The sequence below is a fragment of the Gynuella sp. genome (genome assembly GCF_050297175.1).
Classification (GTDB): domain Bacteria; phylum Pseudomonadota; class Gammaproteobacteria; order Pseudomonadales; family Natronospirillaceae; genus Gynuella.
In genome coordinates, this window is sequence record NZ_JBNKSF010000027.1 from 230,708 (window position 1) to 244,799 (window position 14,092).

10 protein-coding genes and 1 riboswitch are annotated in these 14,092 nt (G+C 46.2%); of the genes, 5 read left to right on the forward strand and 5 right to left on the reverse strand.

The genetic code is table 11. The features are described 5' to 3' along the window. Positions 1 to 112: 112 nt before the first annotated feature. The 3 genes from ACQY6I_RS10840 to ACQY6I_RS10850 all read right to left on the reverse strand — a co-directional run bounded on the left by ACQY6I_RS10840 (position 113) and on the right by ACQY6I_RS10850 (position 6,453). The gene (locus ACQY6I_RS10840; protein WP_428241505.1) at positions 113 to 2,044 is read right to left on the reverse strand and encodes a DUF6055 domain-containing protein; all 1,932 of its coding nucleotides are present in this window, start codon (positions 2,042 to 2,044) and stop codon (positions 113 to 115) included. 708 nt (positions 2,045 to 2,752) lie between these two features. Next, positions 2,753 to 4,066 carry a bifunctional lysine ketoglutarate reductase /saccharopine dehydrogenase family protein gene (locus tag ACQY6I_RS10845; RefSeq protein ID WP_428241506.1) on the reverse strand — a complete coding sequence of 438 codons (1,314 nt, stop codon included), beginning with the start codon at positions 4,064 to 4,066 and terminating at the stop codon, positions 2,753 to 2,755. A gap of 80 nt (positions 4,067 to 4,146) precedes the next feature. Continuing rightward, entirely contained in the window at positions 4,147 to 6,453 is a 2,307-nt protein-coding gene (locus ACQY6I_RS10850) for a 7TM diverse intracellular signaling domain-containing protein (protein WP_428241507.1), read from the reverse strand. Between the two features lie 77 nt (positions 6,454 to 6,530). Next, positions 6,531 to 6,693, forward strand: a riboswitch (FMN riboswitch). 204 nt (positions 6,694 to 6,897) lie between these two features. Between ACQY6I_RS10850 and ACQY6I_RS10855 the strand changes: the two genes are divergently transcribed. Continuing rightward, complete coding sequence (locus tag ACQY6I_RS10855) at positions 6,898 to 7,830, forward strand: DMT family transporter (protein ID WP_428241508.1); 933 nt, start codon at positions 6,898 to 6,900, stop codon at positions 7,828 to 7,830. 3 nt (positions 7,831 to 7,833) lie between these two features. On the opposite strand, the gene ACQY6I_RS10860 is transcribed toward ACQY6I_RS10855, so the two are convergent. Then, positions 7,834 to 8,970, reverse strand: a complete 1,137-nt coding sequence (locus ACQY6I_RS10860; RefSeq protein ID WP_428241509.1) for an amino acid ABC transporter substrate-binding protein — start codon at positions 8,968 to 8,970, stop codon at positions 7,834 to 7,836. A gap of 467 nt (positions 8,971 to 9,437) precedes the next feature. Between ACQY6I_RS10860 and ACQY6I_RS10865 the strand changes: the two genes are divergently transcribed. The 4 genes from ACQY6I_RS10865 (at position 9,438) to ACQY6I_RS10880 (ending at position 13,771) form a co-directional block, all read left to right on the forward strand. Continuing rightward, positions 9,438 to 10,451, forward strand: a complete 1,014-nt coding sequence (locus ACQY6I_RS10865; RefSeq protein WP_428241510.1) for an amino acid ABC transporter substrate-binding protein — start codon at positions 9,438 to 9,440, stop codon at positions 10,449 to 10,451. A 307-nt stretch (positions 10,452 to 10,758) separates the two neighbouring features. Beyond that, entirely contained in the window at positions 10,759 to 11,877 is a 1,119-nt protein-coding gene (locus ACQY6I_RS10870) for an amino acid ABC transporter permease (protein WP_428241555.1), read from the forward strand. Continuing rightward, positions 11,878 to 12,990 carry an amino acid ABC transporter permease gene (locus tag ACQY6I_RS10875; protein ID WP_428241511.1) on the forward strand — a complete coding sequence of 371 codons (1,113 nt, stop codon included), beginning with the start codon at positions 11,878 to 11,880 and terminating at the stop codon, positions 12,988 to 12,990. Between the two features lie 13 nt (positions 12,991 to 13,003). Further along, positions 13,004 to 13,771, forward strand: a complete 768-nt coding sequence (locus ACQY6I_RS10880; RefSeq protein ID WP_428241512.1) for an amino acid ABC transporter ATP-binding protein — start codon at positions 13,004 to 13,006, stop codon at positions 13,769 to 13,771. A gap of 50 nt (positions 13,772 to 13,821) precedes the next feature. On the opposite strand, the gene ACQY6I_RS10885 is transcribed toward ACQY6I_RS10880, so the two are convergent. Then, positions 13,822 to 14,052: a hypothetical protein gene (locus ACQY6I_RS10885; RefSeq protein WP_428241513.1), complete on the reverse strand. Its 231-nt coding sequence runs from the start codon at positions 14,050 to 14,052 to the stop codon at positions 13,822 to 13,824. Positions 14,053 to 14,092 lie beyond the last annotated feature (40 nt).

Sequence of the window (14,092 nt, forward strand, 5' to 3'; positions counted from 1 at the left end):
TTACCCCGGGTAAATAGTGCTCGCTCTAGCATTTTGAAGCCGGTTTTACCTAGGGGGCCTCTGAAAAAAAGACCTACATTTCAGAAATCCCCTAGCGGCCGTAATCAGAAAATCAAAGATCCCTGGGCATTGCTCCATTCAGACGAACCTGATAGTTCAAACCCACCAGTTCAGGGTCACCCGGTTGGCTACGGAAAGCATCATAGGTATACAAGGCCGTGGGCGTATTGGTGACAACCAACGACGCCTCCTCGCGATTATTAACAGAAATTGTGGCCCGGCCATTCGGGCATAGCTGATACCTGATAGCCCCGGTAGTCGTAGAACGTATTGCAACGATGGCAGTAAATGCACTATCACGACGACCGTTACCCAAATTGCTGACCTCAATGTAAACAGAACCATTACCAGTAATCGTCAGAGGAATGATATTGCTACCGCCATACATAGGTTTACGTTCGTTATAAACACGATAAACAGAATTGCCGGTAGCATAGAGATTGCGGTATGCCTGGTCTCTGAAAGGACCGTAGTTAATGACATCAAACAGCCGTCGCTGAACCGCTGGACGGCCAACATCCATGTACGCCAAATGGGCGTTATAGTAAGCCATTACAGTTTGTGCAGTCACAGGCGACACCATTCGATTAAGTGTATGGATCGGTGTCTCCTGACCCTGATATTGACGAATCAGTTGTTGTACAGCGTTACTGTTCAATCCGGTCAAACCATCAGGGTTATTACTGAGATAGGTCAGGAACGGCCAGTTGGCATATCGGTTTTCTGCATGAATGATGGAAAGATAAGAGCGACCAATGACAACATAGGGGTCCAGGATACTCTGGTTAGTCGAACGCCCATAACGTCTAGCTACCGCAGCATGCTGAGCGCTCCCCATAAAAGTATCTGCCACCCATTGAGCAGTGGTTTCCCACCAGGCGCCCGTGTTGCCTTTATCTACCCAATTATACTCGGACAAAGTCAGTGAGTGGCCGAACTCATGAACATAGATTTCTTCAGAATCCAAATAGTTGGAATTTACGACCAGATAACTCAACCCTGAATAAGCATCAAAACCCATCACTCCACCGGCATCAAGGTCAGTAACGGAGTAAACGTTCAGCTTATAAGGCCCCTGAAGCCTGGAATTTATTGGCAATCCCGCTGACCGAAAACCGCGCTCAACGACGTAGTAATCATAGGCGCCTTCCAGGAAATCCAGCGCCATCTGCAACTGCCGACTGGAATGCTGACCCAGGTTACCCTTAGGACCGTAACGGCCGTTACCACCATAATAGATACGGAAGTGGTCGGAATCGACATACAAAGCATTGCGAGTATTTATACCTTCATACTCGTATTCATTGGTAACCGGGGGATAACTCACATTATCTGACGAGCCATCATCTCCGTCTGTCGCTCCATAAACCCGCCACTCCAGGATGCCTGTCGACTGATAAGTGTTCAACATGGACACTCTGATCCGGTTGGTAACAATTCCATCCAGAGACAAAGTATTAAATGTGTCCTTTTCCAACGGAATATATCCGGCCGTGTTCCAGCCATTACCGTTCCAATATTGCAGATATGCGGTGGTTGGTACGAGTACACCACCATTATCATCAAACCAATATACGTCGGTACTGCTTAGGCTGTGAGTCTGATCCCAATCGTATTGCACCCATTGAATTGAATTCGGATTATTCCAGTTACCATAAGCACCGTGACTCTTATCGTTGGAGTGAGCCGGGATACTATTGTCATTCACAGCATCCAACGTTTCCCAGGGTGAAACATATGACGTTGTCGCAATTGCCTGAGGTGCAATATTGACTACCAGCTGCTTCTGGGCAGATTCAGTATTACTTTTGCCCATCAATGCTGCCGAGCCAGTAACACTGCTGACCACTAACAGATCATTACCTGCGACATCACTTTCATTACCAGCCTGAGCCTGACCGACAGAGAGAATCACCAACGGCACAAATACGGCACATCCACGCAGCACCGCATGAAATTTTTTCATCCACAACGGATTACTCATATTATATTCCCCTCAACCTTCTTGAGAATTTCCAGCCGCAAAACCATCAAACCAACCCGGCCACATACGAAACATTTTCTAAAGTACTAGAAATCTTTTCTCACAATACTTAACAAGCTCACATGTTTCGAATATTAACGGGCTTCTTTAAATCAAATTGTTAACTGGACCAGATTATTCCAACAACAGCTTCATACTTATGAATGAGCCATGACCAAAACTTCAAAACAAGGGTCACAACCAGATACTTTTCATTACAAATAAATGTTAGAAATGCATATGACCGGAAACATTCCTTCTATTTTTATTTTATAGATAAGAGTTATTTTTCAAAAATGTCCGGTATAGAATTTATACTTTAATACGGCAAATATGAAACCAAAGATAAAACTTGGTACCTCTGAAAAGACGAAATAGTTTTGATGCAGGCGGGGAAACAACTCCTCAACTTACTGGCATAAATGAGGATGTGAGACTGGGGCTGACAACGTTCTGCTCGAAAATAGGCCATTTTTCAGAGGTTCCCTTGTATAAATGTTGTCCAGGACTACCTATATAGATTCATTCTATGGTCTTGAATGCCTCATCCACGCAGCAAGCGTGCTGAAAAAATGTCGTCCATTTCAAGTTCTTTATGAGCAGTAAGGAAGGAATGAAGTCAGTGCAGTACAGAAATGTACCGCACAGAAAAGTGGGAAAAGAAAGGTGTCAGTCCAGATGACGTTGGAGGTACTGATAATCCGGAGTCAAAGACCCATGATGGGCGATAACGGCTTTTTTGATCTCCGCCGGCAATAACAGTTTCTCGAATGGCTGGGAATAATCAACCTGAGTCATCTCCGACAACCATGGCATCAGTGCCTGACCAAAAAAAGCGGATGCCTCAGCAGGCAGTTCCGTCGGCAGTTTATCCACCGCCAGTATGACAGGCCCCTTACCGGAGACGCCATCACTGGCCACCCCGGTTTCCGGGTCGTAGACATAGCATGGATTCGCGGAAGAGGTCGCACGCTGGTTACATTCTATGGAACCACCGATATCACAGGTAATATCCGCAATGACTTTCAAACCAGAAGACTGATTATCAGCAAATAGTCTTTTAAGATCCTGACAGGTTACCAGTTTCGGGTAACGTACATCCCAATATATACAGTTGATTAACAGGGTAATATCTGGCAAATATCCTTCAAAATCAGCCTGGTATTTTTCCGGATACTGGAAATAGTCCTGCCATTCAAACGATGCATCTGGATCAATCGGTTTGACGAAGTGATCACAATCAATAACCACTTTATAGAGTCGCTGCAGATCAAGAGCATTATTGGCCTGCAACTGTTTGAATTCAGCCGGGGAAATATGAGTCACCGGCAATAGGTCAATAATTTCTCCCGCACCGCGGGCGACTGTACCGTTACCGGTCATAGCAATAACCCAAGGCTTACCAGTCTCCGGCAGACCATTATCCCTGATCCACTCCCCTGCTGCTTTCACAGCAGACTTGGCTTCCGCTAACGAGCCATACTCCAGTGCCTGACGAATCTGGCTAAAGGGGTTGGATATGCCTTCATACTCGAGTCGCCGACCCAGTATCCATAATGCATCGATGGCACCAGCCAAACCGGCAAATGGGCCGAAAAACACCAGTCTGCGACCATCACCGTCGGCGATTTTTTCATAATCAATCAGCGTAACGCGACGGTCCAGCACTGCCTGCAATAACGGCATATTATAGGCCTGCCCTTTAATCGTATGAGAAAAGAACACGCAGGCCTTATCAACAGGCAAATCCCCAACCGGTATTTCCTTAACCCCGAGAATCAGATTGGCATCCGTGGTATCTGCAGTAACGACCGCTCCGGCAGCACGAAATTCATCATCTTTAAAAAACCGCTTATCCGATGGCTCCACAATGACATTCAGGTCATTATGTTGTATCAGCATCTGAACCTGGTCTGGGGTCAGTGGTGATCGTTGCTCAAAAATATGGGGGTCTTCAGCACGGATGGCAAAACAGTTTTTCATAGCAAATCCAAACACAGAGAGTTAATACGACCAACAAGCCTATCGCATTGATGACACAGATTGCACCCTTGCATCAAAAGTCAGTCGGCCTTGAGGACTTTCTGAATAATATCTGACAGAGTTTTCAGCTTTATCGGCTTACTCAACAATTCATTCATACCCGCTTGAATATATTCCTGGCGAAATTCCGGTGTTGCAGTGGCACTGATACATATGATCGGCACCGGTTCGCGTCCATCCTGAAGTTCCTGGCGACGTACTAGTTTGGCAGTATCAACAGCATTTTTATCCGGCAGTTCATCGGCAATCAATACCAGGTCATAGCGTTCCAGTATCAATTGATCAAGAGCACTTTCAGCTCTGGGGGAGAGCGTAACATCATAACCAAGCTTATCCAGCATGGCCCGAAACACATCCTGATCGACACGGCTCGGTTCCACCAGCAGAATCTTCACCATCGGCCGGGTCATCACTTCCGACACATCGATGGAATCGAGGTTAACCGGAATTTCAAACCAGAAAATGGACCCCTGAGCCAACTCTGACTGAACACCAATTGCCCCTGACATCAGCTCAATCAATTGCTTACAGATCGCCAATCCCAGACCAACACCGGAATCATCGTTCTTGCTTCGAGTGAAGGACTCAAACAATCGTTTCTGTTCATTTCGGGAGATGCCAATACCGGTATCCGATACTTCAAACCGCAGGTGGGTTCTCTGTATGGCACAAATTTTCAGATGCACCGAACCTGCCTCAGTATATTTGACCGCATTACCCAACAGATTAATCAGAATCTGTCGCACTCTTATCGGATCAATGCGGACATTTTCCGGAATATCGTCTGCGATTTCGTAGCTAAACTGAAGGTTTTTGGCTTCCGCTCCGGGAGAAACAATTGAAACACTGCGGGAAACAAAATCAGCAAACGGTACAAACTTGTATTCAAGTGCAATATGGCCGGACTCTACTCTCGCATGCTCCAGCACTTCATTCACAATATCCAATAGCGCCGAACTCGAAATCGTCAGAGTTTCCAGGTATTTGTTCTGATCTGTATCCAGCCGGGTCTGTTTTAACAGTTCAATCATACTAATAATGCCATACAGCGGATTTCTGATTTCATGGCTGAGATGGGAAAAGAATTTCCTTTGTGCCATCACCCGACTCTGCTGCTCCTCATCAACGATTCGCAATAGTTTAAGGCGCTGAACCAACGCCACAGAGAGAATGATTCCCTCATATACGATAGCGACCTTAAGAGCCAGATATAACATTGGATAGGACGATATCACGCCAATCTTATAGGCTGCGAATAGCAGTAACGCCAACAGCAAGCCCGTAGTGGCTGCAAAATAAGCATATGCCGGCCGAAAACCATGATTTATCGCCAAAATGGACAAAACGACAGCCAGAGTTGATGCCATTACCGCGAGAGACAAAATCAAGAAAGAGGAAACAACAAAATTGACGAACAGAATGACAACAGCAGATAACATTGAAATGCCAATACATACCCACAACAGTGTGTTGACCTTCGGATTGCTGACCCGATTGATTTGCAGAAAATGTCGACCGAATAGAATGGCAAAAATCAGAATGGCCAGGGACATAAACTGTAAAAAGTGTGGGTTAAATGCCCGATTGTCAGGCCATAGATACTGAAAAACGATCCCGTCCACACCTGCTGCATATATTGTGAACAGCGCTACATAAATAACGTAGTAGATATAACCGGGATCTCTCACAAAAAAGAAATTGATCAGATTATAAAAAATCAAAAACAGGGTAATGCCATAAAACAGAAAGGTAACCTGGTCTATCTTCAACAAATGCGGCCAGTAGCTTTCACCCGCCCAAATGTTAACACCTGTGGACAGGCCGGTGTCTGCTTCAACCATAATCAGTATTTCAGTGGGCTCATATATATCAAGAGGTACAATGTAACCACGATGGTTGACCTGACGACGGTAATATGGCCTGGAACTTCCCGTTCGGGTAATGGTTTTGGGAATACCGTTCTGCACCTGATAAACATTTACGACACTAAGCAGTGGATTATCAAGAATCAGATTCCAATGCTTATAACGCGTATACGAGGTATCCAGCGTGATTCGTAACCAATAGCTGGAGCGCGTATAGCCGAAGTTGACGATTTGCTCATCAAATGATTTCCAGGATGATTCCCTGGCCTTGGAAATGACAGAGAATGGAGTTTCTGCCCGGCTACTGTCCTCAAGATATTCCATGTAAGGCACCAGATTATGATTAGCCTGATTTCCCATCAGGTCCAGTGCCAGGACATCAACTGCCATAAAGACCATTACGATCAAGGCGAATACGATCCTGCCATACACCCTAAGCAATGCCTGAAAAAAAGTGTACATCCTTTGACCGGTCCTACTCATTTATCATTCGATTTATAATCCAACTTAATATATATTCGCCACTTGGCATAGAGCCAATCGAACTTCGGGGCGGGGTGAAATTCCCCACCGGCGGTAATCCAGACAGCAATACCTCCCTGGAAAGCCCGCGAGCGCCTGATGATACATTGTCACTCAGGGTCAGCAGATCTGGTGAAACTCCAGAGCCGACGGTTATAGTCCGGATGAAAGAAGATCGACCACATCAGAGAAATACATCTCAAGCCTGTGTTTGCCTCTTCGGCTGCATAATGCATGGTCAGGTTATTTCTCTCCAGTTAATGACCGCAGTCCTGCGCAGAGCATACCTGTGGACCAATTAAACTGGAACAGGATTATATGTTCCTGTGGACGTGTCTGTTCATCACCCCTGTTCATCTCTCTTTGTTTTTTTGGAGCATTAAGATGACAGGATCTTTTTTTATTATGATGGCATGCCTGACCTGGGCTCTGGATACGCTGATCCGCTATCCATTACTCGGTGAGGGATATAATACTTTACAGATTGTGATGCTGGAGCATTTGTTTCTCAGCATACTGTTTAGCCCTCTGCTTTGGCTATACCGCAAACGCTGGCTCAGTCTGTCCCCAACCCAATGGCTAGGCTTTATTGTGATTGGTGGATTTGGCTCAGCTATTGGCAACCTGGCATTTACCCAGGCCTTCCAGTTTCTGCACCCCACAGTGGTTATTCTACTTCAAAAACTGCAGCCCATCGTCGCTATAACCCTGGCTTATCTGTGGCTTAAAGAACCAATCAAGAAAGGCTTCGCATTCTGGGCAATGATTGTCTTTGCTGGCAGTTTTATCATGATCTGGCCCGATATCAGCACACTCTTTGGTTCCGTACTTCATTATAACGACCAGATTTCAATGATATTGCTTGGATATGCCCTGACGCTGGTTGCCGTACTGGCATGGGGGAGCGCCACAGTCTTTGGCAAGTATTTATCCCTGCAAGGACTGAAGCCACAGGAAATCATGACCGGACGATTTACCACTGGGTTTATTGTCCTGCTGCCTATTTGGTTGTTACAAGACCACTCCACAATTGACATCAACTGGTCATTGAGTGGCAAAGTTCTTGGCATGGTACTCATCAGCGGCCTGGCTGGCATGGCTCTGTATTATCAAGGTCTCAGAAGAGTGGGAGCACGCGTGGCAACACTGGCGGAAATGACATTTCCCGTTGCAGCAGTGGTTGTTAATTGGGCGTTCCTGGATAGTCCGCTGAACCTGTATCAAATCGCAGGCGCCTTGATTCTGATTGCTGGCAACCTTGGTCTGCGTCTGAAAGACTCTGAACAGCAAGAGTCACTGCAACCACAAAAAGCCTGAACATTAACGCAACGGCGGGCCATACTGTAGCCCGCCGTTGGTCCATAGATTATTGACGCCCCGATTGATTTTAATCGGTGAATTCATTCCCAAATTTCGCTCAAAAATTTCCCCATAGTTACCCACCAACTTGATGGCATAGTAGGCCCAGAGATTATCCAATCCAAGATTCTGACCCAGACTATCCTCCTCTCCCATTAACCGGCTGATCATTGGGTTGTTAGAATATTTAAAACTATCGATATTTTTTGAGGTAATACCAAACTCTTCAGCGTTAAGAATGGCAAAAAAAGTCCAACGGGTAATCTTATGCCATTGATTATCTCCTTCTCGAATCACAGGCCCCAGAGGTTCTTTGGAGATCACCATTGGCAACAACTCCGCACTGCCAGGCGTCTTCAGATTCAGCCGCATTGCCGCCAGTGCTGAACGATCCGCCGACAAGGCGCTGCATCGCCCGGCCTCAAACCCACTGAGAGATTGGTCGGAAGTGTCGAAGATGACCGGCTGATAAATCATGTTTCGCTGTCGAAAATAAGCCACCAGATTCTGCTCTGATGTTGTATTTCCTTTCACACAAATAGCCGTTCCATTTAAATCTTCTGGAGTGTTGATACCAGAATCCACACGTACCAGAAATCCCTGACCGTCATAAAACGTAATGCCGACAAAATTTAAGTGCTGTGGAATATCACGCGTATAGGTCCAACTGGTATTCCTGGACAAAATATCAATTTCCCCCGCCTGTAATGCATCGAAACGTTCCTTGGCATTTAAGGGAATAAAAACGATACGGCTTGGGTCTGCAAAAATGGCCGCTGAGAGTACCCTGCAAAAATCAACATCAAGACCACTCCAGTGACCTTGACTGTCCGGTGCCGAAAATCCGGGAAGACTGGTACTGACACCACAACGAATATGTCCCCGCTGCCGGATGGCGGCAAGCGTAGTGCCATCCCCCTGAACAGCAACCTTGGTACCCGATGAACCCAAAGAGTTACCGCCAAATTCAGAACTGCTGTCACATGCAACGAGAAAGAGCATTACCATGGACAACATGCAATTGCGAAGGCCATTTTTTCTAAGAATCAGCGACATATTCAGATTTTTCATAACGACGATACCGATAGGATCATTCATATTCACATCATTGAACATCATATTCACAAATGCTGCCAAGACCACCTACTAATTTATAACTTACTAAACGGATAGTATGATTACTCATTGTTTGATACGTTTATGCACATATTTGGAATTGCGCGCGACTTCTTTTGCACCAAAACGGACTAACAAAAATTATCAATTTTAAAGAACGGCCTTTCAACCTTGGGACCAGTGGTTCATAACTGAACAAATACAGGCTTTTTCCCCTCAAAATAACGAAAAAAAGCTCTTTTTCGGCTAACAACCGGCTATGTTTTCCAACTGGCATAACGGTTGCTAACTTCATCCAGCGAGTGTGAGTCTGTCTGAAGTGGGCACCAAAGTAGCATTACCGAAAAAAATAAGGTAATACTATGCACCAGCTCGAATCAAAGAGCAGAACCTTAGATGGGACTTACAATAATAAAACATCAACCGTTCTAACCGGTTTAGGAGCAATAATGAAATTAATCAAACTCGCCTTGGCGACTGCTGTTACAGTAACAGTCGCCAGTAGTGCCGTCGCTGGTCCAGTACTGGACAAAATCAAACAGAAAGGTTTCATTCAGTGTGGCGTGAGTCAGGGCCTGCCAGGCTTTTCAAACCCAAGCGAAGACGGTACATGGAGTGGTCTTGATGTGGATTTTTGCCGTACAGTAGCCGCTGCTGTTTTTGGTGATGCCAGCAAAGTCAAATATACTCCGCTATCTGCTAAAGAACGTTTCACCGCCTTACAGTCAGGTGAAATTGATGTCCTGTCACGTAATACCACCTGGACAGAAACCCGCGATACATCTCTGGGTCTGAATTTCACCGCTACTACATATTATGATGGCCAGGGATTCATGGTTCGCAAAGACCTGGGTGTTAAGAGTGCGATGGAACTGGACGGTGCATCTGTATGTACCAACCAGGGAACAACGACTGAGTTGAACATGGCCGATTACTTCCGCAAAAATGGCATGACTTACGAGCCGGTTGTATTTGAAAAAGCCGACGAAGTGGTTGCTGCCTATGACGCGGGCCGTTGTGACGTTTATACAACTGATAAATCCGGTCTGGCTGCCCAGCGCACCAAACTGAAAAAACCAGCTGATCATATGGTTTTACCGGAAACCATTTCCAAAGAGCCTTTAGGCCCGGTTGTTGCGCAAGGTGATGACGAACTGTTTGACATCGTTAAATGGTCCATCTATGCCACAATTGAAGCAGAGGAAATGGGACTGAACTCAGGCAATATCTCTAAGGTACTGACCAACCCATCCGCCACTCCGGACCAGCTTCGTTTTGTCGGTAAAGAAGGTCAACTGGGTCAGAACCTGGGCCTGGATGCGAAATGGGCTTACAACATTATTCGCGAAGTAGGTAACTACGGCGAAATTTTCGATCGTAATATTGGACCATTGGAACTCCCCAGAGGCATCAACAAACTCTGGAGTAATGGCGGCATCATGTACTCACCACCACTGCGTTAATCATTAAATACTTAGCCAAATAACAAAAAAGCTGTGTCGGGAACATCCCAGACACAGCAAGTTTTGGTTTCGTTCAATAGGAATCAAACTGCTTTCAGTTTCAGTTCGTTTCCACGACATTCTGATGTTGTCACCTTTTCATACATCACACTGTCGTGTACTCATTTATGATTTTTTTGTTGTTGCCGGACAAGCATATATCCGGCAGCACAGATTTAAAAAACTAGGAGATGGTTTTTTGAGCGCTCAAATCGATTCGAGCAGACCGGCAAAACCGCCAGCCTGGCGTGACCCAAACATCACTGCCATGTATTTTCAGGTTCTCGTGCTGGGGCTTGTTCTGTATGTAATATATATGCTGATAGACAATACCATGACGAACCTTGCAGCCAGGGGTATTGCATCAGGTTTTGATTTTCTTTCCACGAGTTCCGGGTTTTCCATCTCAGAAACCCTGATTGATTACGATGAAAGCTCAAGCTACGGGAGGGTTTTCTGGGTAGGCTTAATGAATACCCTGCTGGTTTCCTGTCTGGGAATCATTCTGGCCACTGTCATGGGATTTATCATGGGGGTAGCGAGGTTGTCCTCTAACTGGATAGTCGCCAAAATAGCGATGATCTACGTGGATACTCTTCGTAACATCCCATTACTGCTACAACTGTTTTTCTGGTATTTCGCAGTACTTCGACCATTGCCAAAACCAAAAGCCGCTATCGACTGGTTTGACAGCATTTTTCTATCCAACCGAGGCCTTTACATGCCAAAGCCAATCTTCGAATCCGGCTTCTGGCTGATATGGAGCGCTCTGGTTGTAGCGATCATAAGCATATTTGTTATCCGTCGCTGGGCCAAGAAAAGACAAGAAAAAACTGGCGAACAATTCCCGGTATTATTGACCTCTTTGGGTATTATCGTCGGCTTGCCATTATTGGCGGCAATCATTACCGGTTTTCCAATGGGTTGGGATTTCCCGGAACTTAAAGGCTTTAACTTTAAAGGAGGGATGGTCCTCACTCCAGAATTCTGCTCCCTGCTGTTTGCCTTATCCATCTATACGTCTTCGTTTATCGCTGAGATTGTCCGTTCGGGCATCATGGCGGTTAACAAAGGACAAACAGAAGCCGCTCATGCGCTCGGGCTACGGCCAAATCTGACCACCCGCCTGATTATCATTCCGCAAGCATTAAGGGTGATTATTCCACCACTGACCAGCCAGTATCTGAATCTGACTAAGAATTCATCATTGGCGGCGGCTATTGCCTATCCTGACCTGGTGGCGGTGTTTGCCGGTACCACTCTGAACCAAACTGGTCAGGCGGTGGAAATCATGGCCATGACGTTGTCAGTCTATTTAGGGCTGAGTCTGCTGATTTCGACACTGATGAACTGGTACAACGCACGTATGGCACTGGTGGAGCGATAGATGACGAATCAAACTTATCAACCCGGTCAACATCCCAATCTGCCCCCTCCTAAAAACCTGATAGGACCTGTTGCCTGGATCAAGAACAATTTATTCAACGGTGTGGTCAATAGCATATTAACGTTACTGGCCTTATTGCTACTCTATATTACGGTTCCACCATTCCTCGACTGGGCCATTATTTCTGCAGACTGGTCTGGCAACTCGGCGGATGCCTGCAGTCGTGAAGGGGCCTGCTGGGTCTTTATCAAAGTCTGGTTCCAGCAACTGATGTTCGGCCGCTTTCCAGGTGATCAGATCTGGCGAATAGAGCTGGCCTATGTGCTTTGTGTTGCCAGTGCCATTCCATTGTTCTTCAGCATCGTCCCGGGAAAAGTTAAAGCGTTTATTGTAGGGTTCCTACTGCTCGTATACCCGATCCTGTGTTATTTCCTGTTTTATGGCGGCTTGGGTCTGGAAGTAATCGAAACTCCTTTGTGGGGTGGACTGTTTCTGACCCTGGTTATTGCCGTAACGGGTATTGTTGCCTCTCTGCCTATCGGTATTCTGTTGGCATTGGGACGCCGTTCCACCATGCCAATTATTCGTGCAATATGCGTGGCCTTCATTGAGTTCTGGCGTGGCATTCCGTTGATTACAGTGTTATTCATGGCCTCAGTCATGTTTCCGCTGTTTGTCCCGGACGATCTGAATCCAGATAAGTTGATTCGCGCGCTGATCGGAGTAGCACTGTTTTCATCTGCTTACATGGCTGAAGTGATACGTGGTGGTCTGCAGGCCATTCCCAAAGGTCAGTACGAAGCCGCCTCCGCCCTCGGACTTAACTTCTGGAAAAGCATGCTGCTGGTGATACTGCCACAAGCCCTGAAGCTGGTAATCCCCGGCATCGTTAATACGTTTATCGGACTATTTAAAGATACCACTCTGGTATTGATTATTGGCCTGTTCGATTTGCTGGGTATGGCACAATCAGCATCCACCAATCCAGAGTGGCTGGCCTTTACGATCGAGGGATATGTGTTTGCTGCCTTTGGTTATTTCGTATTTTGTTTCGGTATGAGCCGTTACTCGCAGCGTCTGGAAAGACTGCTGAATACCGGTCATAAACGTTAAGGAATTCTCTACCATGAGTGATATACAGAATCAGTTCCTGTCGGATGCAGTTGTTATCCGTATTCAAAACATGCATAAGTGGTACGGAGAGTTTCACGTACTGAAGAACATCAATCTGGAAGTTAAAAAAGGCGAACGGATTGTCATCTGTGGCCCCTCAGGCTCAGGGAAATCAACCATGATCCGGTGCATCAACCGCCTGGAAGAACACCAGCAGGGCCGCATCATCATCAAGAACACTGAACTGACCAATGATGTTAAAAACATCGAAGAAGTCCGACGCGAAGTAGGTATGTGTTTTCAGCACTTTAATCTGTTTCCGCACTTGAGCATCCTCGATAATCTGACCCTGGCCCCAATCTGGGTGCGCAAGACTTCTAAAAAAGAAGCTGAAGAACTGGCTATGCATTATCTGGAGCGGGTTAAGATTTCCAATCAGGCGAAAAAATTTCCCGGCCAGCTTTCCGGTGGTCAGCAACAGCGTGTGGCCATTGCCCGATCACTATGTATGCAACCGGAAATCATGCTGTTCGATGAGCCGACCAGTGCGCTGGACCCGGAAATGATTGCCGAGGTTCTCGACGTTATGACGTCTTTGGCCAAGGATGGAATGACCATGTTGTGCGTAACACATGAGATGGGCTTTGCCCGGAAAGTTGCCGACCGGGTCATATTTATGGACGGTGGCGAGATCATTGAAGAAAACAAACCTGAAGAGTTCTTTGGTAATCCGCAAAACGAACGGACCCAGTTATTCCTGTCACAGATTCTTAACCACTAACCATTAACAAACTGGAAGCCCGACATGGGCTTCCATGTGCCGGTGTATTGCTAGATGGGCCTGGAGCCATAGGCATTGCCGGGTTTTTTGGGCGGATCCGCACGCAATCCTTTTGGCACCTCAGTCACAGAACCTCCATTTTTCAGGAAGCTCTCCACATCGGCTGCCACGGCCTCACGAACACGACTTCTAGATGTTACACTTCTCGCATGGTTATGATCTTCATCCTGAAGTTGATTGATATCAATCTGATGAAGTGAACTGCTGGATGTATTAGACATTTTTCCATCTCCAGAATTAAAACATCACTCATATGTGTCG